The organism is Pigmentiphaga litoralis, from assembly GCF_013408655.1.
GTDB lineage: Bacteria > Pseudomonadota > Gammaproteobacteria > Burkholderiales > Burkholderiaceae_B > Pigmentiphaga > Pigmentiphaga litoralis_A.
The window spans coordinates 3,897,331-3,921,119 of the sequence record NZ_JACCBP010000001.1 but is presented as its reverse complement, the minus strand read 5'-3'; the positions used below and the strand labels follow the sequence as shown (position 1 = coordinate 3,921,119).

Genomic DNA, 23,789 nt, shown 5'->3' with positions numbered 1-23,789 from the left:
CCTTATGTCTTTTCGACTTCCGCCTTCGCCGCCAACGCAAACCAGTGCCGCGGCGACAGTCCCTGATCCGGCCCCAGCGACGAAAACCCGCCATCCACCGGAACATCCACGCCCGTCATGAAGCGTGCGCCGTCACTGCACAGAAACGCGACCACTTGCCCCACATCGTCCCCGCGCCCCGCGCGGCCCACCGGATGGAACGGCGCAGCCACCGCATCAGCATGTTCCATCGTGCCGGCCAACGACGCCAGCGTGGGCGACCACGTCCAGCCCGGCGATACCGACAGCACCCGGATGCCCTGCGGCGCCAGGGTCACGGCTTCATTGCGCGTCAATTGCAGAATGCCGGCCTTGCTGGCGGGGTACAGCGCGCGTTGCGCCGCGCCAAACTTGCCGCCGGTGCTGCCCAGGTTGATGATGACGCCACCCGGCTGTGTCATGAAGGGCACCGCCTTCTGCACGAACATCGCGCCGCTGACCAGGTTCACATTGAGCGTGCTCAACCATTCTTCGCGAGTCGACGCGATACCCTTGTCGGCATAGATGCAGGCGTTGTTCACCAGGATGTCCAGGCGGCCATAAGCCGACATCGCCGCGGCCACACAGGCGTCGATGTCGGCATCCACCGTAACGTCAGTGTGCTGATAGATGGCCCCGTCATCGAACGTCGCGGCCATGGTATGACCGGCTTCGTCATCGATCCCGGCGAGAACCACCCGGCAGCCGGCCTCGCGCAGCGCGCGGGCAATGTCCGCACCAATGCCACTGGTGGAGCCGGTCACGATCGCGACCTTGTCGTGCAGGGATTCAATGGCGGGCACGGGCGGACTCCTCGGCAAGCACGGCCACGGCGTCGGCCGTGGTCATGATGGTGGCGATCAAGGACATGCTGGCCAGCGATGCCTCATGCGTCGCGCGGGTGGCGGAACAGCACGCGTCTTCGGCCACGATCACGTCAAAGCCGATATCGGCGGCATGGCGCGCGGCGTGTTCCACCGCGGAATGCGTGGAGATTCCCGCGATGATCAGGCGCGTCGCGCCCAGCAGCCGCAGCACTTCTTCCAGCGGCGATCCATAGAACGCATTGACGCGCGTGTGCTTGACGACGAACTCGCCATCGACCGGCCCCAATCCGTCATGAAAGGCGCAGCCCCACGTGCCATCACGCAGCACGCCGCTGCTCACCACGTTGCGGAAGATGGCGCAGTTCTGGATCACGTCCGCCCCGTCTTCACGGTAGGCCGCGCGCGCCGACACCACGGCCATGCCGCGAGCGCGGGCGCCGTCCAGCAGGGCACTGGCCCGCTCGACCACGCGGGCGCGTTCGTCATCCATGTCCGCGCTCAAGCCCACGCGCACCTTGCCGTCACGATGCAGCACGTCGTTCTGATAGTGCACCGCCAGCACGACGGTGCGGGAAGCGGGGGACGGCATCGGCACCGCGGTCATCGGCGCTGTCATCAGCGCTGTCATCAGATGAACACCTGCAGCAGGTCGTGCACTGCCTCGCTGTTGATCAGGTCGACACGCTTCAGGCGAATGCGGTAGCTTGCGCCGTCCTGGATCAGATGATGACGGCACGACCCCGCCAGGGAACGATGTTCACCGCCCTTGCGCCACTCGGCAAAGTGGAAACGCGAACTCACCACCAGGTCGCCGGTGTCCGGATCCCGCCCATCCACCATCACGTTGCCCACGACCCGCGCGCACCGCGAGCGCGGTTGCTGCGACCAGTTGCGCGGGTTGGTGATGCGCTTGACGCGCACTTCGCGCAGCAAGGCGTTTTCCCAGAACAAGGAGACATGGCCCAACGGGTCGGCCTGGCCCGCGGCCAGCGGCGCCCAGTACATGCCGTCGTCCGAAAACAGCGCCAGCCAGTCGTCCCACCGGTCTTCGTCCAGCAGGCGGGCCTCGCGATACAGGTATTGCTCGATCGCCGTCACGTCATCACGGGGCAGGTCGGCGGCCGTTAGCGCATCAAAGGAAGCAAGGGGAAATTTCATGCGGCGTCTCCGGCAAGCATGTAGCGCCGCCATGCGGCGAACTGGTTGCGCATCGGCAATTCACTGGTGCCATTGATCGACACCGATCCATCGTCCAGCTTGCGATCCGTACCGTGGTAGCGGTGCATGCTGACCCACTCGCCGCCCACCTTGTTCTGGTTCCCCAGCTGCACGCGGTTGTAGACCTCGATGTCGTCGGGCATCACGTTGGACGACGGCGAATTGATCACGTTGGCGTACAGCAGCGCCCGTTCGAACACGGCAGGTGGCGCGCCCTTCAGGCGGAATGTGTAGATCTCTATCAAGGTGCGGTCGACGGCCACCGGGCGGATCACACGGAACTGCTGGAACACGGTGTGGGGCGATCCGCTGCCGTAGATCACCGTGTTGTGGCGGTTCATGCCCAGGATCTCGGCCGTGCGCGCTTCACCATAGGCGGCATGCATCGCCGCCTTGTATTCCTGCATGACCGGGTCGTTCCCCGCGTTGGGGTTGAAGATGGCTTCCATGTAGCCGTGGCCGTTGTCAAAGCCGCGCAGCTCCAGGCTTTCCCAGAAGGGATACGGCTCGCCATTGCCGTCCATGACCAGCAATTCCAGCGGCATGGGCGACCCTTCGGGCAAGGCGCGGTACTGCTGGCGCGCCGCCACCACCGACGATTCGTGCGTCACCATCGGGTGCATGGTGTCGTGCAGGTTCTCGTAGAACACCTTCCAGTTCGACTGCTGCATCACGCGGAACACGCCGCCGGCCACTTCCACTTCACCCACCGGTGACCGGTCGCACAGGTTGTCGATCGACGTGATCGCGCCGCCCAGGAATTCCTTCAGCGTCGGGCCTTCGGCGGCCATGCTTGCAAATACGAAGCCGCGGTAGCGTTCGACACGCGCCAGCTTGGTCATGTGGAACTCGGGATTGGCCGGATCAAAGCACGTGCCTTCATACCCGTTCTTGAGCGGCGCCGTCATCATCGTGCCGTCCAGGTGGAAGGTCCACCCGTGATAGGGGCAACGGAACAGCTTGCGGGTATTGCCCGTGCCTTCCGGCACCAGCATCGCGCCCTTGTGCGGGCAACGGTTGTAGACCACGTTCACGCTGTCATCGGCGCCGCGCACCATCACCACCTGGTGCCCGGCGATCTGGCTCGCCACATAGTCGCCGGTGTAGGGCACCTGGCTGTCATGGCCGATGTAGATCCAGATATGGCCGTAGATGCGTTCCATCTCCAGCGCAAAGATGTCGGGGTCGACATATACCTTGCGGTGCACCTTGTCGGGCCGTACCAGCGCGTCCAGGTCGGCGTCCTGCAGCGGCGAAGTCGCTTGTGTCATGCCTGTCCCTCCCGCTTGCCCCATGCCGTCATCAGTGTGTTGGACGGTTGGGTTTCGTCCAGCAGCTTGCGCGCCGTTTCCGCGCCTGCCACGGGCAGCCCGGCCGGATCGATCAGGCCGACCTGCGCCAGCACCGACGCCTGATCCCAGTAGATGTGCTCGTGATACAGCTTGTCGCCGCGAAACTTGACGATCGCAACCAACGGGATTTCAACCGTCTTGCCCGTGGGCGGAACACCTGGCAGCATCCAGTCCACTTCCGTGTCGTGCGTGAAGCAGAACACCATCTCGTCCACGATCTGCGTCAGGCCAATGGTGCGCGAGATCGGGATCAGCCGTGTGTCCTTAGGCGTGCGCGGAATGAAGTGGTGCTGGTAGAAGTAATGCAGCTGCTCGTGGCCCACACCACCGGTCATCGTCGGGATGTGGTTCACATAGGGCTCGGCCACCATCGTCGCCATCGTCTTGTCGGCGTCGCGGATCGCAAATTCATACTCGGTATGTTTGTCCCACAAGGCAGACAGGTTGTAGCGCGGGCCGATCGCTTCCCGCAGCAGCTCGATCGACCGCTGGTGCGCCATCAGCGCCGACGCCTTGTCATAGTGGTCGCCGCCCGTGCGGGCAAAGGCATGGTCCACGTCGGCATAGTCATACACACGCACCCGTTCCGAATCGGCAAACGCCGCGCGAATGCGTTCCTGCGCATCAGGCGGACAGAAGGCATCCTTGCCGGCCACGTGCAGCACGGTCGGGCAGGCAATGGCGTTGGCTTCGCCCAGGTAGGCATCGATGCCCACGCCGTAGTACGAAATGGCCGCGTCCACGCCACATCGCGTCGCTGCCAGGTAAGACAGCGTGCCGCCCAGGCAAAAGCCCAGCGCGCCGACCTTGCCGGTGCACTCGGGCAGGTCGCGCAAGGCCGCCACGGTGGTGGCAATGTCCTTCATGCCCAGGTCCACCTCAAAGGCCTTGTACAGCTCGAACGCGCGCTGCCAGCTGGCCTCGTCGTAGCCCAGTTCGATACCCGGCTCGATCCGCCAGAACAGGTCGGGCGCCAGCACCACATAGCCTTCTTCTGCGTAGTAGTCGGCTACCTCGCGCATGCTCTCGTTGATCCCGAAAATCTCCTGGCACAGCACGACACCCGGCCCGCTGCCCGACGCCGGGACGGCAAGGTAGGCGCGGAAGGTCGCGCCCGAGGCATCCGATAGATCGATATAACGGCCCGTCATGGCAACTCCTGTGTAGCGGCGCGGGTGCAGCCCGCATGGGTACGACGCATAGGTACGGCGCATAGGTAAACGCTTAGGGTTGATTCTAGGTATCGCCCCACGCCCCGGCTCTCCGAGAATGGCAGCGCTTGTCCGCTAATGGCGGATATCGGCGCTCTGCAATGGCACGCAACGTGCTTGCTTCGCGGGGATATCCGCAACGCCTCCGCTTTTCCCAGGCATCACTGCCCACTCTTCCCAGGGAGCCCACCGTGGCCAGCTTCAATGCTCCGCACATGGATCTCGGAACGCTCAACCACAGTGCGGCGTTCCGCTCCAAAGACGCCCAGGAAATGCGCCGCTATGTGGCGGGCCAGCTCACGGATCACCGGCTGGACCTGTGCAGCGGCGGCTTCAGCGCCGTCATGCATCACGCATCGATCGGGTGCCTGGGCCTGCATCAATTGGAGTACGGCGCGTCGGTCACCATCGACCCGGGCAGTCTCGATGACTTCCTGCTGGTGCAAATGCCGCAGTCCGGTTTCGGCCGGGTCTTCCACTCGCAAGGCGAAACCATCGTCTCGCGCGATATTGCAGGTGTCATTGCCCCCACCGCGCCGTTCCGGATCCGGTGGGAACGCGACTGCCGCCAACTGCTGCTCAAGATCCCGCGCCGCAAGCTGGAACAGGCCTGTACCACCTATATGGGCGCCACCGTGCGTGACCCCATCGAATTCGAGTTCGACATGGACCTGCGCACGCCGGCCGGCCAGAACTGGCGGCATCTCATGGAGTACCTGCTGAATACGCTGGCGCTGGAAGACACGCAGCGGCTCAGCCCGCTGGCGCACGCGCACATGGAAGAAATGGTGGTGGCGCATCTGCTCACGCACCAGCCGCACAACTATTCGCATCACGCCGATCATGCGCTGGACGCACGCGGCGTGGCGCCACGTTGTGTGAAGCGCGCGGAAGACTATATGGCCGAACACGTGTCCGACCCGATCTCGCTCTCCGACATCGCCGAACATGCCGGCGTCAAAGTCCGCACCCTGTGCCAGAGCTTCCAGCGCTTTCGCCAGACCAGCCCCATGTCGGCGCTACGCGACCTGCGGCTTGAAGGCGCGCACAAAGACCTGGTGGCCGGGGCAGGCGAGTCGGTCACCGACATCGCCTACCACTGGGGCTTCAACCACCTTGGCCGGTTTTCATTGATGTACAAGGCCCGCTTTGGCGAGCGGCCGCACGAAACGCTGCGGCGCTAGCCCAGTTTGTGATCAGCTGGCCTTGAGCGGGCACTGGTCCGCGTACGAGTCCTGGTAGTTCTTCAGGATCGTGCTGACCAGCTTGTTCGTGACCTGGCCATTGGCGTCCGTATCCACGACGCGCAGGTAGAAGTTCTCGATCGGGAACTGGTTGTTCCCGTAAACGAACTTGCCCCGCACCGACTCGAAATCCGCCTTGCGCAGCGCCGCCAGCAAAGCTTCGCGATCATCCACCTTGCCGCCGATTTGTTTGACCGCGGCATTCATCGCCATGATCACATCGTAGGCCTGCGCCGCGTAGCCTGACGGGTAACGGCCATACTCCTTGCGGTAAGCCGCCACGAACGCCTTGTTCGCCGGCACGTCCAGGTCGTGCGCCCAGTGCGACGTGTTATAGATGCCCAGCATCGGCTTGCCCACCGCCTGGACGATATCCTCGTCCGCCGAAAAGCCGGTCGAAATGAGCGTGATCGATTTGTCGAGCCCCGCTGCAACGAACTGCTTGATGAAGCCGATGCCCATGGCGCCCGGCAGGAAGAAATACACCGCGTCCGGCTTGTCTGATCTCAGTTGCGCCAGTTCAGCCGCGTAATCGATCTGCCCCACCTTGGTATAGATCTCGCTGGTCGCGCCCTTCTCGTAAAAGTGCTTGAACCCGTTCACCGCATCCTTGCCGCCCGGATAGTTCGGCGCAATCAGCACGACCTTCTTGAACTCCTTCTGCGTCGCGAAGCGGCCCGCCGCCTCGTGGTACGCATCGTTCTGGTAGGCGGTGCCAAAGAAGTAGGCATTGCAGCCCTTGCCCGATAACGCGCTAGGCCCGGTGTTGTGAGACAGATAAGGCACCTTCTTGCCAAACAGCAGCGGCCCCACCGCCAGCGCCACGTTCGACGCCACCGGCCCCGTGAACAGATCGATATCGTCCCGCTGCAACATGCGCTCGACCTGCTGGCGCGCGTTGTCCGGATTGCCGGCCGTATCGGTCTGGATGTACTCCACCGGGAAGCCCCCCAGCTTGCCATCCAGTTGCTTCATGGCCAGCGCATACCCCGTGCGCGAGTCCGTGCCGTTCGCACTGAACGGACCGGAAATATCCATGGCCATGCCGACCTTGATGGTCTGGGCGACAGCAGCATGCAGGGGCGACAGGGCGAGACAGGCAAGAGCAAGACAGCGTGCAGCGGAACGCAGGCGCATGGAAATCTCCAGGGGGTCGACCAGTGGCTGCGCGTGCGCGCAGGAATGGATCGATTCTGGGGGAATGCGGGCGCGGGGCTATCCAGATCGAGCACGGAAGGGGAGGGCTTATCCGAATCGTGCAGGAATCGGCGGCCTGCTTCACCGCCCGAACAGATCCGGATACGACAGCCCCAACTCCCGCTCGATACGCGCGAGGTCATTGAGCGTGTCGGTGGCCAACAGCAAGCCGCCTTCGGCAAGGTGCTGCGCCTCGGCATGCGTTTCCATTTCACCGGGGTAGAACACCTGCGTGTGGCCCTTTGCCAGCGGCACCGCCTTGAGCGAATCGATGTACGTCTCCATCCGCTCGTTGAACTCCGACAGCGGCTGGAATGCCTCCACGTTCAAGGCCACCATGAGATGGCCCGCGCAGCTTCGGTTGACGGGGTCGTAGGGGCCGTGCACGCCTTCCAGGAAACCACTGCCCGACAGGACGCCCGACAGCACATCGACCATGACGCCCATCACATAGCCCTTGTGTCCGGCCATGGGCAGGATGAACCCTTCCAGCGCAGCTTTGGGATCGGTCGTCGGATTGCCTTCCGCATCGATCGCCCAGTGCGGCGGTATGGATTCGCGCCGGTTGTTGGCCAGATAGATCTTTCCGCGCGCCACGCCCGAATTGGCCATGTCCATCACCATGGGAGGATGGCGGCCTGCCGGTGCAGCGATCGACCAGGGATTCGTGCCGATCTTCTTTTTAAGGCCGCCCCAAGGGGCCATGTTGGGTCCCCCGTTGCTCATCAGGATCGTGATGCATCCTTGTTCGGCACCCATACGCGTGAAGTACATGCAGGTGCCGAAATGGTTCGAATTCCGAACCGATACGACACCGACGCCGTGGGCCTTGGCGCGGCGCACGGCTTCGTCGGCGGCACGTTTGGCGACAACGGGACCGAGGCCGTCCGCACCATCGAGCACGGCAATGGCGCCGCCGTCGACGATCAGTCTTGCATGCGTTTCCGCCTTCATGGCGCCCGATTGCAGCCGTGCCAGATACCAGCCCAGCCGCAACATGCCGTGGGATTGGTGCCCCCATAAATCGGCCTGGACCAGCGAGTCGGCGGCGAGCAACGCGTCGGCGTCAGGCACGCCCATGTGCCGATAGACATCGGCGGCAAACGCCACCAGACGCGCCGGTGCAATCCGCGCCGCATCGGTAGGGGTAGAGACGGTGTCGGTCATGGTGGGGATCTCAATTGTCGATTTGAATGCGTCGTTCCTGCACGAAAGTCTTCCAGCGCGCCAGGTCGGTTCGGAACAGTTTGTCGAAGTCGGCAGTGGACTTCGAGCCGGGCTCAAGGCCTTCTTCGGCAAACTTGGCGCGCACCGCGGGATCGGCCAAAGCCTGAGCAGTGGCGCGATGCAGCTTTTCGACGATCGGCGCGGGCGTACCGGCCGGGACAAAGGTGCCGAACCAGACCGTCATCTCAAAGCCGGGAAAGGTCTCGGCGACGGTGGGTACGTTGGGGAGCACCTTCAGCCGCTGCGGGCTGGCGACGGCAATGGCCTTCAGCTTGCCGGACTGGATGTGATTGATGAAGCCGGGAACCGTGCCGAACGACAGCATGATCGTGCCGCCAAGCAGGTCGCTCATCGAATTGGCGGTGCCCTTGTAGTGAATGACGAGCAGTTCCGCGCCGCTGGCCTGGCTGACCATCTCGGCCGCCAGATGCGACATCTGACCCGCGCCGGGGGTGCCCACCGACACTTCTTTCGGGTGTTTCTTTGCGTAGCTGACGAGTTCAGGAAGCGTGTTGAACGGTGCGGAGGGGGTCGCGCCCAGCAGCGTAGGCGAGCTTGCCAGTTCGCTGACCGGCACCAGATCCTTCTCGGTGTTGTAGGGCAGCTTTTTATAAAGCCATGGGTTGCTGGTCAGCGCGCTGTTCGTCATGAGGACCGTGTAGCCATCCGGCGGCGCCTTGGCGACCGCATCGGCGCCAATGATGCCCGATGCGCCAGGCCGATTCTCGACGACGACACTCTGGCCCAGCAGGGTGCCCAGCTTTTCTGCGACCACGCGTGCAACGACATCCGAGCCGCCACCCGGGGCGAACGGCGCGATCATGCGGATCGGGCGGCGCGGGTAGTCTTGTGCGCTGGCCGGCAGGGCGGCCACCAGGGTGAGCGCGGCAAGCACCCCGCATTGGATTGCGTTTTTCAACCTTGTCTCCAGTCTGGTTCTTATAAGTGCCTCACTATAGGCAGCGCCAATCGGGTTAAAAAGCCAGTAATCCAGTCGAAAACATTAGAAAAACTGAACTGACCGTGCAGAACCTCGACATCGAATTGCTCAGGACATTTGTTGCCGTGATCGAGCATGGCTCGTTCGCGGCGGGCGCTCAGGCGGTACTGCGAACGCAGTCGGCGGTCACGCAGCAGATACAGCGCCTCGAAGCGCAGATCGGCAAAACGCTGTTCAACCGGGTGGGCCGCGGCAAGCATCTGACCGAAGACGGCATCAAGGTGCTGGACTACGCGCGCCGCCTGCTGGCGCTCAACGACGAAGCCTGTATCGCCTTGTCCGGGGTTGCGCTAAGCGGCGAAGTCAGGCTCGGCGCGCCGCACGATGTTGCCGAGACCATCCTTCCGAATCTGCTGGCGCACTGCTCGGCCACCTTTCCCGACCTGAAGATTTCGATCCACATCGGCCGCAGTCCCCACCTGCTCAATGCATTGCGCCATGGCGAAATCGATCTGACGATCGCCGGAGGCGAAGCAGCGGAACTGCGCTTCCTGACCCTGCGCACGTCGCCCATCGTCTGGATGTGCGCACCGTCTTTCCACTACGACCCCACGCAGCCTCTGCCATTGATCGTTGCGGACGAGCTCAGCTACTTCCGGCGGATCGCCATTGATTCCCTTCAGCAAGCCGGGATCCGATGGCGCATCACCTACACGTCGCCCACCGTGGTCGGTGTGCGGGCTGCCGTGCGCGCCGGTCTGGGCGTTACCGCCAGGACCATCGAAATGCTCGGCAACGATCTGCGTGTGCTGAGCGACCCGGCAGCGTTGCCGCGGCTGCCCGAGGTCAGCTTTCGGCTCTACCTGAGTTCGAACAGCACCAATGCGTTGGCCCGGCGGCTGTTTGATTCGTTGGCGAACAAAAGTTTCTGAACGAAGCACCGCGCTGCCGGGCATGGCCAAAATGATCAGACGTCTGATCGTATTTCGGCTTTGCATCCTTGGGCGGGCCGATCGGAATAGGTGAGAAGATCACCTTTAGCGTTATCCCTATTGACGAAGCCTCACCCAACTCCTACATTCGCAAACAATCAGACGTCTGATCAAATTCGCGATCGGGGGAGCGGGCGATGGACGAGTCTTTCAGCGCAACGGGCGGCTTCAACGCAGGGGGTGTCAGCCGCGCGCGCCCGTTCGTCATCCGGCGCCTCGGCCACTTTGGCATCAACGTGCACGACCCGGAAGTCAGCCTTGGCTTCTACAGCGGCCTGCTGGGCCTGGCGATTTCAGACCCTTTGGACTTCGGCCCCCGCCTGACCGATGAACAGCGTCAGCGTGTCGGCCCGTCCCGCGGCTATTTTCTGCGGCACGGCACGGATCACCACTCCTTCGTCATCTTCCCGAAGCGGGTCACGGACACGCTCAGTCCGCACTACAAGACCTGTCCGCAAAACACCAGCAACCAGATCACCTGGCAGGTGGGCAGCCTGGACGAGGTCCGCAACGGCTTCGCCTGGTTCAAGGCGGAGGGCAAGCGCGTGCTGCGCGCGGGCCGCGACATTCCGGGGTCGAACTGGCACTTCTATCCGCCGGATCCGGATGGCCACATCAACGAACTGTTCTACGGCATCGAGCAGATCGGCTGGAGCGGTCTGTCCAAACCCAAGGCGGCGCACGCGTTGCGGTATGAGCAGCCGCCGGAGGGCCCCCATATTTCCGAGCGGCAGGAAGTCGACAACGCGCGTGCCGCAGGCGTGGACCTGGCAAGTGGGTGGCGGCACAGCGAGCCGACCGAAGAACGCTTCGATGTGGAAGGCGTGTTGCTGGCGCGGCCGCTCAAGATCGTGGGCGTGGGCCCGGTCCGGCTATTCGTTGACGATGTCAACGAAGCCAGAAAATTCTACGAAGGCGATCTGGGGCTGCGCTTCACGGAAGAGGTGACCTGGCGCGGCCACACCTGTGTATTCCTGCGCGCCAATACTGAACATCATTCGCTGGGTCTGTATCCGATCGCGCTGCGTGACGAACTGGGGCTGCGGCCGGATTCGACGCTGATGTCGTTCGGTTTCCGGCTGGCCAGCTACACGCAGCTCAGGCACGCCGTGGCCTTTCTTGAATCGCAGGGGGTGGCGGTCAAACGCCTGCCGCAGGAACTGACGCCCGGCATGGACTACAGCGCCTTTGCCATCGATCCCGACGGGCATGCCATCCAGCTCTATTTCGCCATTGAACAAATCGGCTGGGACGGGCGACCGCGCCCTGCCGCGCTGCGCCAGCCGGTGCCCGACGTCTGGCCCGACGTCATCACCGACGATCAGGCCTATCTTGGAGAGACCTATCTGGGCCCATTCAATTAGGTGGTGAACGGCGTCGTCGATCCGGCGGCGCCGACATGAGGAGACAACATGACAACGCACATTACGATGCGCGTCGGTCTGACCCTGGCGTTAGCGCTTTGCGGCGCGGCAGTCGGGGCAACCGATTTTCCCGTACGGCCGATCACGATCATCGTGCCGTATCCGCCGGGTGGCACGGCCGACATTCTGCCCCGCATGATTGCGGAGCGCTTGCCCGACGTGTTGAAGGTGCCGGTAATCGTCCAGAACAAACCCGGGGCTTCAGGCACGTTGGGGGCGGACCTGGTGTCGCGCGCCGCGCCCGATGGCTACACGCTGCTGGGCGTGCCGCCGCACTTCTTTGTGAGCGATCTGCTTTACAAGATTTCGTTCGATCCGAAAGCCTTCGAGCCGGTGGGCATCATTGCGTCGTATCCGAACGTATTGCTTGCGAATAGCAACCTTCCAGTTGCGAACGTCAAGGACCTGATCGCGCTGACTTCGTCCGGCAAGAAGACGCTGAACATGGCGTCGGCCGGTGCGGGCACCAGTCAGCATCTGAGCGCCGAGCTGCTCAGGATCAAGGCCAAGGTCGACTACACGCATGTGCCGTACAAGGGCACGGCGCCGGCGCTGTCCGACCTGATGGGCGGCCATGTCGACGCCATGTTCGACAACCTGATCACGGCCTTGCCCTATGTGCAGTCCGGCAAGGTCAAGCTGCTGGGCGTCGGATCGGCCAGACGCAACCCGGCGTTTCCCGATACGCCGGCCATCAGCGAAGTCGTGCCGGGGTATGAGTCGGTCACGTGGATGGGGTTGGTTGCGCCACCGGCAACGCCGGGTGCCGTGGTGGACCGGCTGAGTCAGGCGGTTGCCCAGGTGCTGAAGGATCCGAAGCTGCGCGCACAGATCGAGGCCATGCAGGCGGCGCCTGCTGACGGCACCCGAAGCGACATGCAAAAGCAGGTGAAGGAAGACACGGCGCGGTGGTCCGACGTGATCCGGACCGCCAGGATTGTTGCGGAGTAGGCGATGCGATGCCGCGCTTCAGGAGTCGGTGCCTTCGAGCGTCGTGCGTGCGCGGTCGTTGAAGGCGGCGTTGAACTTGTTGAGCAGGTAGATGAACGCTTCGCGCTCGCCGGGGCTGAAGGGCTCGGCCAAGGTGTGCTTCAGTTCCGTCAGCACGGTGTCGCACTGCGTCCAGAGCGTCTGGCCCGCAGGCGTCAAGGACAGCGCGTTCTTGCGTTTGTCTTCTTCGACCGAGGTCTTGTCGAGGATGCCGCGCTTGGCCAGCAGGCGCACCACCAGCATGGTGGTTGACCGGTCATGACCGAGCAGGCGGGCGACCGAAATCTGGTCGATGCCGGGGCAATGCTTGACGATGGTCATGATGCCGAACTGCGTCGGCGTGATGTCGAGTCCGGCGCACGACTCGGCAAACATCGACATGCAGATCTGGTGTGCGCGACGAACGATGAAGCCTGGACGATCGTACAGAAAATCCAGTGCGGCGTTCGCCGGAGACAGTGCAGGTTTGGTGTTGGCCATGACAACGGACGCGCCTTTCAAGAGCCGTGAATAGTAGCCCAGCATGAGGAGACAACATGTATCGCGCTAGAAGAAAGTTGCTGTTGACGGCACTGTGCGCGGCGCTGCCCGCCTTGGGGTTCTGTACCGCCGTCCACGCTGCGGCGCCGGACGCGGCATGGCCGGTCAAGCCGGTGCGCTTCATCGTCCCGTTCCCGCCGGGCGGGGGGGCGGACTCGCTGGGCCGCATCGTTGCCCAGCAACTGACCGAAAGCCTCGGGCAATCGGTCATCATCGAAAACCGCACGGGCGCGGGCGGCCTGATCGGCTGGCAAAGCGTGGCGCGGGCCGACCCGGATGGCTACACCTTCCTGATCGCGGGGATCAGTCTGGCCGTCACCATGCCCATCAGCCAGGGGCAGGAATACGACCCCAAAAAGGACCTGAAGCACGTGGCCTTGCTGGGTGGCCCGCCCACGGTATTGATTGTCAACGCCAACCATCCGGCCCGGACCGTGGCCGACCTGATCGATATCATCAAGAAGTCGCCAGACGGCTTGAGCTGGGGGTCGCCCGGGCCAGGCACGCATGGATCCCTGATCGGCGATGCCTTCGGCCGCGAGACGGGCACGCGCATGGTCCATATCGCCTATCGCGGCGGCGGCCCGGCCGTGGCCGATGTGGCCGCCAACCACATTCCGGCGGCGTTCATGACCCTGAGCGGCGCCACCGCGCAGATCCAGGCGGGCCGGGTACGCGCCCTGGCGGTGACGTCGTCGAAGCGCACCGTTGAATTTCCGGATGTGCCCACCTTTGAAGAGCTGGGCTACCCGAAGCTGACCGGCGCGCCGTGGTTCGCCTTGTCGGGACCGCCGGCGCTGCCCGCGCCGATCGCCAATCGTCTCAATACGGAAGTCAGGGCCATCCTCCAGACACCCGACGCGAAAGCCGAGCTGGCAAGGCAGACTATGGAGGTGTTCGACTGGGATGTTCCCACCTTCAATGCCTTCGTCCAGAAAGAGGCGGCGTATTGGAGTCCCTATACCAAAGCGATGCTCGAGAAGGCCAAGTAGATGCAGGTTTCAACGACCTCCAGTGTGACGATCCATCCAAGTGGCCGCCAGTTCAGCGCCGCGCCAGGCCAGACCCTGCTGCAGGCCGCGCTCGACGCAGGCGTCAACCTGCCCTTCAGCTGCCGCGCCGGCCATTGCGGCGTGTGCCGTGGCCGCGTGGTCGAAGGCGACATCCGGCTGGATGCGTTCACCCCGGGCCTGAGCGACGCGCAGCGTGCCGATGGCCACGTGTTGCTGTGCCGGACCCATGCGGCCGCGGACCACATCGTCATCGACGTTCGCGAAACCGAATCCGCGCTGACACCGCCCAAGACCATCCCCTGCCGGGTCAAGTCGGTCGAACAGCGGTCGGAGTCGGTTGCGATCGTCAAGCTTCGGCTGCCGATGAATGAAAACGTGTTCTTCCTGCCGGGGCAGTTCATCGACGTGCTGTTCGATGACGGACAGACGCGCAGCTATTCGATTGCCAACCCGCCCAGGCAACGCGGTGTGGTGGAGTTTGAACTGCACATGCGGCACCGCCCGGGCGGACGCATGACCGACCCCGTGTTCCGCGCGGAACTGACCGGCAAGATGCTGAAGATCCAGGCGCCGCTGGGCAGCTTCTTTCTGCGCGAAGAGTCCGACAAGCCGCTCGTGCTGCTGGCCACCGGCACCGGCTTTGCGCCGATCAAGGCCATCCTTCAATACATGCAGGAAACCGGCGTGAAGCGCCCGGCCACGCTGTATTGGGGAGGCCGCTCGCCCAACGATTTCTACATGCGCGATCTGGTGGAGCAGTGGGAGGCCGAACACGGCAACTTCCGGTTCGTGCCGGTCGTCTCTGCGCCGGTGTCCGGATCAGCCTCATCCACGCCCGGGCAGGAATGGGCCGGCCGCATCGGCCACGTGCACGACGTCGCGCGGCAGGACTTCCCGGACCTGTCGGGCCACCATGTCTACGCCTGCGGGTCCCCCGCCATGGTGTCCTCGGCGCGGCGCATCTTCATCGACGAGTGCGGCCTGGACGCGGCGGACTTCTTTTCGGACGCCTTCGTGCCGACAGGCTACGACGCGCTGACCCGCCCGCCCGCGCTCTCGTCCTTTCCCTGACTTCGTTGCTTTGACCTCGTTGCTTTGACCAGGAGCTCGCCCATGCGCATCACCAACGCCCTCATCGACTCGCGCCATCCGGGCTCGGTCGTCAAGCCCGAGTACCTGTCCCACGGCACATTGGAGTGCTACAGCGTCACCACGTCGCGCCGGTTCTATGAAGAATTCCTGGGCCTGGAATGCGTGCGGCACGGCAAGCGATCCATGGCCATCCGTTGCGGCATGGCCTTCCACATCGTGTGCCTGCACGTGGGCAATCGCCTGCGGCCCTGCAGCGTCGACAACCACTGGGGCATCGACGTTGCATCGGCTGAAGAAGTCGACCGCATCTGGAAAGCCGCCGGCGAGCTCAAGGACACCTACGGCATCCACACCATCACCCAGCCCGTCGACCAGCATGGCACGTACTCGTTCTACATCGAAGACCTGGACCACAACTGGTGGGAAATCCAGTTCTACGACGGCATCCAGCACGAAGACATGTTCGACTTTGGTGACCGGTTCACCGACGCCGACCTGCCCGATGCGTTCAAGTAATCGATACCCAGGGATCCCCCGATGACCTACAGCCTGCTGTCCTACCAAAGCGATCGCGGCCCACGCGCCGGCATGCGTGTCGGCGATCGCGTCTTTGATGTCGAACACGTTTCCGGTCGCGCCGAGTGGGCCACGGTGATGGGCATGCTCGATGATTGGCAAGAGGCCAGCGCACGATGCGACACGCTGGCGCGGCACCTGGCCAACGACAGCGGCGCGGGTGCGCTGGACTTGAGCGCCATGGCGCTGCTCGCGCCGCTGCTCTATCCCGGCACGCTGTATTGCGCCGGCGCCAACTACCGCGACCATGTCGAAGAAATGGCCAAGGCCCGCGGCATGCCCCCGCCGCCCACCATGAAAGACCTGGGCGAAGTCGCCGGCCACTTCATCAAGACCTCGCGCAGCGCGGTCGTTGGCCCGGGCGCCATCGTCCCGATCCCCAACGCCACCCAGCGCCTGGACTGGGAACTGGAGCTTGCCGCCGTCATCGGCAAACGCGCCACCAACGTCAAGGCCGCCGACGCCCTCGACTACGTCGCCGGCTACACCATCGCCAACGACCTGTCCGCCCGCGACCGCAGCCGCCGCGCCAAACTCGAGCCCGGCTCGCTCATGTACTACGACTGGATCGCGCACAAGTCCTTCGACGGCTCATGCCCGATGGGCCCATGGTTCGTGCCCTCGCAATTCATCGCGGATCCGAACGCGCTCGACATGAAGCTGTGGGTCAATGGCGAGCTGATGCAGGACTCGAATACGTCCAATCAGATCTTCGATATCGGCGAGCAGATCGAAGCCCTGTCGCATCGGGTGACGTTGCAGCCGGGTGACGTGGTGTTGACCGGCACGCCTGCGGGGGTGGGCAGCGGTCGGGGGCAGTTCCTGAAGGCGGGCGATGTGGTGAAGCTGTGGATCGCCGAGATCGGGGAGTTCGAACACGGGATCGGGTGAAGCCTTGTTCTCCGCGTTCAATCAGGCTGAATCCGAAAGTCCTCAACCAGCTTCTTGTATCGCTTCGCATCCGTCGCCAGGATCCGGGCGAACGTGGGCGCGTCGCCCTTGCCCGGGATCATCGCCATGTCCTTCATGCGGCTAGCCACATCGGGCATGGCCAGCACGGCGTTGACGTCCTGGTTGAGGGTGCGAACCAGATCATCGGGCATGCCTTTTGGCCCCAGGAAACCTTGCCAGGTGCTGATCTCGGCGTTCTTGAATCCTGCTTCGGCCAGCGTCGGCACAGCCGGTGCAAACGGCGACCGCGCGGTGTCGGCGACGGCCAAGGCCACCAGGTTGCCGCTGGGCAGGTACTGAGCGATCGACTGCATCGTGCCGAACAGCATGGGCACCTGACCTCCGAGCACATCGGCCAGTCCGGGCGCGGTGCCGCGATACGGGATTTGCGTCAGGGTGATGCTGGCCGAGCGGGACAACAGTTCGCCAAGGATATGCATGGGTGAGCCGTTGCCCGGACTGGCGTACGCCGACACCTTGCCTTCGTTGACTCTGGCAACGAGTTCCTGCATTGACCGGACCCCGGTCACTTTGTTGACCACCACAAACAGCGATTGATCACACAGGTGCGCGATCGGGGAAAAGTCGGTGATCGGATCGTATTTGGCGCCGCTACCCGGATGAAGCACAAGCGGTGCGGTGATGAACGTGTTGGGAGCGACCAGCAGGGTATGTCCATCCGGCGCGGATCGGGCGACGTACGCGCTGCCGATGGTGCCTGCCGCGCCATTGCGGTTTTCGACGACGACCGGCTGTTTCCACCGCGCCGACAGCTTCTCGGCAAGCAGGCGTGCCATGACGTCGACTTCACCACCGGCCGGATAGGCAACGACGAGGGTGACGGGTCTGGTGGGAAACGGCGCGGCCCAGGCGATGCTTGATAGCAGGGCCAGCGATGCGGCAAGGCAGGACTTCAGTGTCGTGCGGCGGGTGCGATGGATCATGCAAATTCCTTGGACGGGGTCGATCGATGGAAGAGTCGGCGCCAAACGTGTCGCCTGGAACAGCATCAGAACGCGTGGCGCAATCCGACCAGCACACCGGTCTGATCCTTGCCTGGCGCGGGAGCGAGGGGGGCAATGCTGCTGCTGGACACCGAGAACACCGACCCGCTTCCGCTGTTGTCCATTCTTGCAAGCATCACGTACGACGAGGTCCTGCGAGAGAAGTTGTAGCTGGCCCGGCCTACGGTCATGGTGCCCCGCGCCTGATACGCATCGGCGTCATACCGGAGTACCTGCGCATCGATCGCCCAGTTCGCAATCGGGTAGGACGCTCCAAGGTAGTACAGATTGGTGGAGACGTTGCGGGTGGTTCCACTGATGTTCCTGTGCAGCCATCCTCCGCCCACCTTGAGATTGGCAAAGCGTACGTATCCGTTCGCCATGTAGCGGCGATCCCGATCGTCAGGACTGGCTACCGCCGTGCCTGCCGTACCTGGCACCACGCTGACGGGCGTCGCCCCAGCTCCCCCTCGCTGCTCGTCGTAGACGGCGGCCACACCCCATGTTGCGGTGTCGTATTTCAAGAGGCCCGACCAGGCTTTGCATGCGCTCGACTGGCTGACATTCTCGCCAGCGCAGTTGCCGGCGGCGCTGGTGTCTCGGCCGAATGAGTATGTTCCGCCCACGGTCAGTCCGCCGAATTTGCCACGATAGGCGATCGTATTGTCCGTTCTGGCATTGGGCACATACGTATCGAAGCTGGCCATGCTGAAGGCGGACGGTCCGATCACATCGGCATCGAACAATGACCAGAACAGCATGGTCGGTTGTCGTCCAAGGGTCACACTGCCCCAGCGGTGCTCCAGGCCGACGTAGGCCGTGCGGCCGAACAGCCTGCCGGTCTGGCCGGCATTGCCGCTGTCGATGAAGAAGCCACTTTCCAGGTTGAAGATGGCTTTGAGTCCGCCATCGAGTGTCTCGCTTCCCCGAATGCCCCACCGGGATGGCACTTGGCCACCCGTCAGCGTCGCCATGCGCGTGGCGGAATCGCCATTCGGATTGGCATTCGTGAAGTGTTCGATCGCACTGTCGATCGCGCCGTACAGCGTCACGTTCGATGCACTTTGGGCAAAGCAGGGGGACGTCGACAGGGCGAGCGCAAACGCCCCTGAGAGCTTCAGCTTCATGGTCTTTCCGAGGTGGGGGTGGACGAACCGGCGCAGGCCGCCGGGTGCTACTGAACTCAGGCGGGCGCGGGCTGCGTAGCCAGGGCGGCGTGTTCGGATTCGACTTGCTCGCGCGCTGCGTTTTCCATGAGGCGTCTGACGCGAACCAGGCCCAGGTCATGCGAATACAGGTTCTCTTTGGCGCGCGCATTGGCGGCCAGGCTTTCAATGACCAGACGGTCCTGTTCCAACACGTCCCAATGAAGGCCTTCGAGGCGATTGCGGTACAGAAATTTCCAGACCGAAAGCGCGAAGCCGGACGCTTCGCGGATGCGCCAGAAATAGACCTGACAGTTCGCTTCATCGACCGGGGTCACGAAGCCGACGATGAAGAACTCGCCGCCGCCATATTTCTTCTGATAGGGCACGGAGAGTCGCATCCAGACCGCTGTCGTCTTCCCGAATTCGACCCAGTCGAAGTTGACCCCTCGCTGGCCGGCTTTCTCGAACAGCAATCCGGTGTCGGTCGGCCGCACTGCCATCTCCGCTTGCTTGTTGCCTTCTGCCATGGAGTGCGACTTGGAATGCAGGTAGCTTCCGTGCATCAGGTCCATGACGTTGTCGATGGCGTAGCGATAATTGCACTTCCAGTTCTGCATGCAGAGGAAGCCGGAGAAGGCCTCGTCGGTCATTTCCTTGGGCACCGACAGCGGTTCGGGTGCCCGCTCCGTACAGTCACTGAACCACAGGAAGATGGCGCCGCCCAGCTCGGTCACAGGGTAGGACTTGAGGCACTTTTTTCCCACCAGGGTGCTGCTCGCCAACGCCGGAACGTCGGCGACAACGCCTGATCCATCCACTTCCACGCCGTGGTACCAGCACGCCACTTTGTCACCCAGGTTCCAGCCCAGGGAAAGCCGAGCGCCACGGTGCGGGCAACGGTCTTCAACCGCGCGTACCTGACCGCTTGCGTCACGCCACAGAACGATGTCTTCCGACAGCCGCGTAATGCCGGTCGGGGTGTCGGTCACCATATAGCTGGGCAGGACCGGATGCCAGAGGTTCAGCAGCCCGCGCTGTACTCGCGAGGCCGCAGTCGTCGAATTCGTTTCTTGGTGCATGTGGGTTCCTGATGAACGGTGTGCCATGGCGTCTTGCTGTGAAGTCGCCGTCATTGCGCCAAGCGCGCCATTTCCTGTTCAAGGATCTCTGCTGTCCAGGCGCTTCCAGCGGGACTCAGGACGCGTGCGTCGTTCAGGGCAGCGGCGAATCCGGCAGGGGATACCGCACCTGCCAGGTAGGCAAGTTCAATGGCATCGGCCAATGCGTTCTCGTACGGCGTCGGGGCCGACCGACGCGTCTGCCATCGGAGGTTTAGGCCTTGGCCAGGCAGCTCGATCAGTCCTGTGCCAGCCTCTGTGCTGGGCGTTGCGGTGTCGAGGCGCACAAGGCGGTGATTGAAGATCTCGGGCATGACTTTCTCGAAGGGTTCTTGGACAAGGTTTTGCACACTGCCCTTATTCCTAATTGTGGGAATAAGGCCTGCGGGTTCGCTTGAACGGCGCTGCACCGCCTGAATCCGTTAATTCCTATTACTAGGAATTAGAGAGGTTATACAGGCGTCACAAAGGTGTCAAGAGGGTTTCGGAGCATCGGGAATTGAAGCGGCAGCGCCCCGCCGCGCCGGCTCAGGCGCTCTTGCTGATGCCTTTGAGGATCATGTTTGCCGCAAAATCAATGTAGCGCTCGGTCAGGTCCTGTGTGCCGTCCACGTCGTCGAACAGGACGCGCAGCATGGGTTGGGCGTCCATGAAAAAGGTGCAGAGCCCAAGAATGGCGACGTGCAGGAATCGGGGGTCGATGTCCTGGACCTTCGCGTCTGAGCCCATGCGCTGCTTCAGCAGCGACTCACTCAGTTCCATGCCTTTGAAGGCCACGTCGCGCAGTGTCGCGGCACTGTGCGTCTGCTTGTCCGCAGCGTAGATTTCATTCAGCACCAGCTGAAGGAAAGGCGGATTGTCTTTCAGCGCGTCGATCAGCATTCGAAGCCGCTTGCGCAGGCGCACTTCCAGGGTCCCTTCTTCGTCGAGCATGATGCGCGACCTGGACTGGATCTCTTCAAGCAGGTGCGTGGCCGTGGCCTGTATCAATCCCTGCTTGTTCCCGAAGTAGTACCTGATCAATGCAGGATCTACCCCAGCCGCCGTGGCAACTTCGAGCACGCTCATTTCCCGAGGTGTCTTCTGACGCATGATGGATATGGCAGCCTGAATGATGGCCGTCTTGCCAACCATGGTTTCTTCGGTGGGATGCCCCGCTTGCCGGCCGCGCTTGCGGGGCCGTTTGGGCGTTTGACCAGTCGCCTGCATTGATTGCTGTGTCCATTGGGATGTCGTGACCGGGGCAGCTTACCCCATATGCGAAGTTGCCCAAGCCGGATAACCCACCCTGCTCATCCATCCCGACACTTATGCCAACTCCTTCCCGGTACAGCAAACAAATCCTCATCAGGAACACCCCTTGCGTGAGACTCCCTGACAGATCAGTCATCCAACAAGGAGAATTCAATGTTCGCTCACAACAAGCGATTGCAATACACGGTGCGGGTCTCGGAAAGCAACCCGGCGTTGGCGAACCTGATGCTCGAACAGTTTGGCGGACCGCAAGGCGAACTGGCAGCGGCCTGTCGCTACTTTGGTCAGGCACTGGGTGAAGAGGATCCTGGCCGCCGCGACATGTTGATGGACATTGCCACTGAAGAGCTGAGCCACCTTGAAGTCATCGGCAATATCGTTGTCATGCTCAACAAAGGCAACAAGGGCCGGCTGTCGGAAGGCATTGAAGAAGAAGCCGAGATGTACCGCGCCATCAGTGGCGGTGGCAACAGCTCGCACGTGACGCAGGTGCTGTACGGCGGCGGACCGGCCTATACCAACTCTGGCGGCCAGCTCTGGTCCGCGGCCTACATCGACAACATCGGTGATCCATCGGCCGACCTGCGATCCAATATCGCGGCCGAAGCGCGCGCCAAGATCGTTTATGAGCGGCTGATCAATCTGACCGATGACCCGGGTGTGAAAGACGCATTGACGTTCCTGATGACGCGCGAGATTGCGCATCAACAGTCGTTCGAAAAGGCGCTGTACTCGATGACGCCTAACTTCCCGCCCGGCAAGCTGCCTGGTGATGCGCGGTTCACCAACGTCTACTTCAACATGTCGCAAGGCGAAGGCGACATGACAGGTCCGTGGAACAGCGAAGAGAATTTCACGGTGGTGTCCGACTTCGAAGCGCAGGGTGGCTTTGATGGCGATGGCTTCGCATCGACGCGGCTGAACGCGGCCGAGACGGAAGCGGTGCAGGCCATGGCCGCACGTACCGCATCGGACCCGGCCAGCAATCCCGTTACCGGCGCCGAACTGGGTTCGGGCAAGGTCGCTGTCGACTGACGCGGCACGACGGCCAGGCCCGGGCAGCGTGCTAGCCGGGCCGATAGGTAGCGACCTAAGATACGTAGCGACCTAGGATACGTAGCGACCTAAGTATTGGCGGCGAGTGGCCTGGTTGGCATTCGCCGCTTTTACGCGACCGCGTCAGGCGTGATGACGGGGCTGTTCCGGTCGGCGTTCACGGCCGCGACAATCGCCTGAACAATCTCGGCAGTGGTGCCTATACAGTCGATGGGGCCTTCAAACACCGCCGCGTTTTCGGGCATGCCTTTCTCGTGATCTTCACAGCGTTGCACCACCATCACATGCCCCCCCCGCGCGATTGATTGCCGCCAGGCCGCGCGAGCCGTCGTCCAGTTGTCCTGACAGGACGACTCCGATCATCCGGTTGCCGCCAAAGCGGGCCACGGAGTCGAACAACAGATCGACGGTGCGGTTGCGATGCCGCCGATGCGGATCGCCGACCAGAATGCCGAAACTGTGTTCGACCAACGTCAGATGCTGTTCGGGCAGGCCGATGTAGACGGTGCCGACGGCGAACTTCTGTCCGGGCTCGGCTTCGACGACGGGCATGGAGGAGGTCTCCGCCAGGATATGCCGCAGCCTGCTGACCATGTCCCAGGGCCGATGCAGCACCACCAGGACGATCACGGGCAGGGTGGGGGGAAGTCCGGTCAACACGGCGCGGATGTCGTTCAATCCGTCTTGTCCCGATGCGCCGATTGCCAGAAACCAGGGTGTGTCGGTGGGCATGGTGTCTTCCTTGATTCAAGGTAGCAACACGTGGTGGTCACTGCTGAGCAAATCTCGTACCGCGCTTCGGCGCCCTGAAAGCTTCCAAATGTTGCCTGTCGCGCCGGCGCGACCCGGCTTCGCCACAGCTGAGCTAAAGTCGCTGCCAGGGCTTTTTCTTAGACGGCTCAGGTTGCCTGCCTGATGCCGGTACGCAACCCAGGGGGACCGGGCGGATTCATGGCAAAGATAACCTATGACCACTGGCACGAACTGCTGGGTCAGGACCTGTACGTCACGATCGGATCGCGTTTGTTCATCGGCGAGTTTCTGGGCCTGAAACCGCTGTCGCAGAAACAGGCCAATGGCCGCCGCGTCGAGTATGCGTGGGCCATGTCAACGCTGGACGGGATCGTGTATTTCGATCCCGACAATGCCGCCGTCGTCGTGCACACCAGTGCGTATCGGGCCAGGAAGATCGCCGCGATTCCGCTGGTCGAGCAGGGCAGTGCCCACATGCAGCAATGGATCACGGAGGCTGAGCAGGTGATCCGCCGGGCCCAGGATGTATCCAGTGCGGCGTCGCAGTGGGTCGAACGAAGCGAAGTCCGGCAGACGGGTTCGGAGCGGTCCCCATTCCATCCTGGCCTGGAAGATTCTTGCAATGGATGAGCAGGCCGACTCAC

General features: G+C 63.0%; 26 protein-coding genes. 10 read left to right on the top strand and 16 right to left on the bottom strand.

What is annotated here, in order from left to right:
- Positions 1 to 2: 2 nt before the first annotated feature.
- From HD883_RS17885 to HD883_RS17865, 5 genes are read right to left on the bottom strand one after another with little or no spacing between them, the layout of a single operon-like run.
- Positions 3 to 812, bottom strand: a complete 810-nt coding sequence (locus HD883_RS17885) for an SDR family oxidoreductase (protein ID WP_179588480.1) — start codon at positions 810 to 812, stop codon at positions 3 to 5.
- Positions 808 to 1,461 (bottom strand): cysteine hydrolase family protein, encoded by a 654-nt coding sequence (locus tag HD883_RS17880; RefSeq protein WP_257022281.1) that lies wholly within the window; start codon positions 1,459 to 1,461, stop codon positions 808 to 810. The genes HD883_RS17885 and HD883_RS17880 overlap by 5 nt, the downstream gene beginning before the upstream one ends.
- Before the next feature lie 11 nt (positions 1,462 to 1,472).
- Positions 1,473 to 2,003 (bottom strand): aromatic-ring-hydroxylating dioxygenase subunit beta, encoded by a 531-nt coding sequence (locus HD883_RS17875; RefSeq protein WP_179583055.1) that lies wholly within the window; start codon positions 2,001 to 2,003, stop codon positions 1,473 to 1,475.
- Positions 2,000 to 3,334, bottom strand: a complete 1,335-nt coding sequence (locus tag HD883_RS17870; RefSeq protein WP_179583065.1) for an aromatic ring-hydroxylating dioxygenase subunit alpha — start codon at positions 3,332 to 3,334, stop codon at positions 2,000 to 2,002. The genes HD883_RS17875 and HD883_RS17870 overlap by 4 nt, the downstream gene beginning before the upstream one ends.
- Complete coding sequence (locus HD883_RS17865) at positions 3,331 to 4,566, bottom strand: dienelactone hydrolase family protein (RefSeq protein ID WP_179583067.1); 1,236 nt, start codon at positions 4,564 to 4,566, stop codon at positions 3,331 to 3,333. The genes HD883_RS17870 and HD883_RS17865 overlap by 4 nt, the downstream gene beginning before the upstream one ends.
- A gap of 275 nt (positions 4,567 to 4,841) precedes the next feature.
- On the opposite strand from HD883_RS17865, the gene HD883_RS17860 reads away from it, so the two are divergent.
- Positions 4,842 to 5,810: an AraC family transcriptional regulator gene (locus HD883_RS17860; protein WP_179583069.1), complete on the top strand. Its 969-nt coding sequence runs from the start codon at positions 4,842 to 4,844 to the stop codon at positions 5,808 to 5,810.
- A 12-nt stretch (positions 5,811 to 5,822) separates the two neighbouring features.
- On the opposite strand, the gene HD883_RS17855 is transcribed toward HD883_RS17860, so the two are convergent.
- The 3 genes from HD883_RS17855 to HD883_RS17845 form a co-directional block, all read right to left on the bottom strand.
- Entirely contained in the window at positions 5,823 to 7,007 is a 1,185-nt protein-coding gene (locus HD883_RS17855; protein WP_179583071.1) for an ABC transporter substrate-binding protein, read from the bottom strand.
- Between the two features lie 141 nt (positions 7,008 to 7,148).
- Complete coding sequence (locus HD883_RS17850) at positions 7,149 to 8,234, bottom strand: Ldh family oxidoreductase (protein WP_179583073.1); 1,086 nt, start codon at positions 8,232 to 8,234, stop codon at positions 7,149 to 7,151.
- A 10-nt stretch (positions 8,235 to 8,244) separates the two neighbouring features.
- Positions 8,245 to 9,213 (bottom strand): Bug family tripartite tricarboxylate transporter substrate binding protein, encoded by a 969-nt coding sequence (locus HD883_RS17845; RefSeq protein WP_179583075.1) that lies wholly within the window; start codon positions 9,211 to 9,213, stop codon positions 8,245 to 8,247.
- Positions 9,214 to 9,317: 104 nt separating this feature from the next.
- Between HD883_RS17845 and HD883_RS17840 the strand changes: the two genes are divergently transcribed.
- The 3 genes from HD883_RS17840 to HD883_RS17830 all read left to right on the top strand — a co-directional run bounded on the left by HD883_RS17840 (position 9,318) and on the right by HD883_RS17830 (position 12,601).
- The gene (locus HD883_RS17840) at positions 9,318 to 10,166 is read left to right on the top strand and encodes a LysR substrate-binding domain-containing protein (RefSeq protein ID WP_179583077.1); all 849 of its coding nucleotides are present in this window, start codon (positions 9,318 to 9,320) and stop codon (positions 10,164 to 10,166) included.
- A gap of 197 nt (positions 10,167 to 10,363) precedes the next feature.
- Complete coding sequence (locus HD883_RS17835; protein ID WP_179583079.1) at positions 10,364 to 11,590, top strand: VOC family protein; 1,227 nt, start codon at positions 10,364 to 10,366, stop codon at positions 11,588 to 11,590.
- Positions 11,591 to 11,638: 48 nt separating this feature from the next.
- Positions 11,639 to 12,601, top strand: a complete 963-nt coding sequence (locus HD883_RS17830) for a Bug family tripartite tricarboxylate transporter substrate binding protein (protein WP_179583081.1) — start codon at positions 11,639 to 11,641, stop codon at positions 12,599 to 12,601.
- Between the two features lie 18 nt (positions 12,602 to 12,619).
- Here HD883_RS17830 and HD883_RS17825 read toward each other — a convergent pair whose 3' ends face one another.
- Entirely contained in the window at positions 12,620 to 13,120 is a 501-nt protein-coding gene (locus tag HD883_RS17825; protein WP_179583083.1) for a MarR family winged helix-turn-helix transcriptional regulator, read from the bottom strand.
- A gap of 56 nt (positions 13,121 to 13,176) precedes the next feature.
- Here HD883_RS17825 and HD883_RS17820 point away from each other — a divergent pair, with 56 nt between their 5' ends.
- The 4 genes from HD883_RS17820 to HD883_RS17805 are packed head-to-tail and all read left to right on the top strand — an operon-like array spanning position 13,177 to position 16,752.
- Positions 13,177 to 14,172 carry a tripartite tricarboxylate transporter substrate binding protein gene (locus HD883_RS17820; protein ID WP_179583085.1) on the top strand — a complete coding sequence of 332 codons (996 nt, stop codon included), beginning with the start codon at positions 13,177 to 13,179 and terminating at the stop codon, positions 14,170 to 14,172.
- A gap of 24 nt (positions 14,173 to 14,196) precedes the next feature.
- The gene (locus tag HD883_RS17815) at positions 14,197 to 15,264 is read left to right on the top strand and encodes a CDP-6-deoxy-delta-3,4-glucoseen reductase (protein ID WP_373563396.1); all 1,068 of its coding nucleotides are present in this window, start codon (positions 14,197 to 14,199) and stop codon (positions 15,262 to 15,264) included.
- 42 nt (positions 15,265 to 15,306) lie between these two features.
- Positions 15,307 to 15,801, top strand: coding sequence for a VOC family protein (locus HD883_RS17810; RefSeq protein ID WP_179583089.1), 495 nt, complete (start codon positions 15,307 to 15,309; stop codon positions 15,799 to 15,801).
- A 21-nt stretch (positions 15,802 to 15,822) separates the two neighbouring features.
- A complete protein-coding gene (locus HD883_RS17805; RefSeq protein ID WP_179583091.1) occupies positions 15,823 to 16,752 on the top strand; it encodes a fumarylacetoacetate hydrolase family protein in 930 nt (309 codons plus the stop codon).
- Between the two features lie 17 nt (positions 16,753 to 16,769).
- Here the strand turns inward: HD883_RS17805 and HD883_RS17800 are convergent, their stop codons facing one another.
- The 5 genes from HD883_RS17800 to HD883_RS17780 form a co-directional block, all read right to left on the bottom strand.
- Positions 16,770 to 17,756 (bottom strand): Bug family tripartite tricarboxylate transporter substrate binding protein, encoded by a 987-nt coding sequence (locus tag HD883_RS17800; RefSeq protein WP_218863100.1) that lies wholly within the window; start codon positions 17,754 to 17,756, stop codon positions 16,770 to 16,772.
- Positions 17,757 to 17,821: 65 nt separating this feature from the next.
- On the bottom strand, positions 17,822 to 18,943 hold the full coding sequence (locus HD883_RS17795) for a porin (RefSeq protein WP_179583093.1): 1,122 nt from the start codon (positions 18,941 to 18,943) through the stop codon (positions 17,822 to 17,824).
- Positions 18,944 to 18,999: 56 nt separating this feature from the next.
- Complete coding sequence (locus tag HD883_RS17790) at positions 19,000 to 20,043, bottom strand: aromatic ring-hydroxylating oxygenase subunit alpha (RefSeq protein ID WP_179588483.1); 1,044 nt, start codon at positions 20,041 to 20,043, stop codon at positions 19,000 to 19,002.
- Between the two features lie 50 nt (positions 20,044 to 20,093).
- Positions 20,094 to 20,396: a recombinase-like helix-turn-helix domain-containing protein gene (locus tag HD883_RS17785; RefSeq protein ID WP_179583095.1), complete on the bottom strand. Its 303-nt coding sequence runs from the start codon at positions 20,394 to 20,396 to the stop codon at positions 20,094 to 20,096.
- 214 nt (positions 20,397 to 20,610) lie between these two features.
- The gene (locus tag HD883_RS17780) at positions 20,611 to 21,216 is read right to left on the bottom strand and encodes a TetR/AcrR family transcriptional regulator (RefSeq protein ID WP_179583097.1); all 606 of its coding nucleotides are present in this window, start codon (positions 21,214 to 21,216) and stop codon (positions 20,611 to 20,613) included.
- A gap of 273 nt (positions 21,217 to 21,489) precedes the next feature.
- Here HD883_RS17780 and HD883_RS17775 point away from each other — a divergent pair, with 273 nt between their 5' ends.
- Positions 21,490 to 22,371 carry a manganese catalase family protein gene (locus HD883_RS17775; RefSeq protein WP_179583099.1) on the top strand — a complete coding sequence of 294 codons (882 nt, stop codon included), beginning with the start codon at positions 21,490 to 21,492 and terminating at the stop codon, positions 22,369 to 22,371.
- A 131-nt stretch (positions 22,372 to 22,502) separates the two neighbouring features.
- Here HD883_RS17775 and HD883_RS27745 read toward each other — a convergent pair whose 3' ends face one another.
- Together HD883_RS27745 and HD883_RS17770 are read right to left on the bottom strand one after the other, a co-directional pair.
- Complete coding sequence (locus HD883_RS27745) at positions 22,503 to 22,637, bottom strand: hypothetical protein (RefSeq protein WP_257022279.1); 135 nt, start codon at positions 22,635 to 22,637, stop codon at positions 22,503 to 22,505.
- A 16-nt stretch (positions 22,638 to 22,653) separates the two neighbouring features.
- Complete coding sequence (locus HD883_RS17770) at positions 22,654 to 23,124, bottom strand: chemotaxis protein CheB (RefSeq protein WP_179583101.1); 471 nt, start codon at positions 23,122 to 23,124, stop codon at positions 22,654 to 22,656.
- A 219-nt stretch (positions 23,125 to 23,343) separates the two neighbouring features.
- Here HD883_RS17770 and HD883_RS17765 point away from each other — a divergent pair, with 219 nt between their 5' ends.
- The gene (locus tag HD883_RS17765; RefSeq protein WP_179583103.1) at positions 23,344 to 23,775 is read left to right on the top strand and encodes a hypothetical protein; all 432 of its coding nucleotides are present in this window, start codon (positions 23,344 to 23,346) and stop codon (positions 23,773 to 23,775) included.
- Positions 23,776 to 23,789 lie beyond the last annotated feature (14 nt).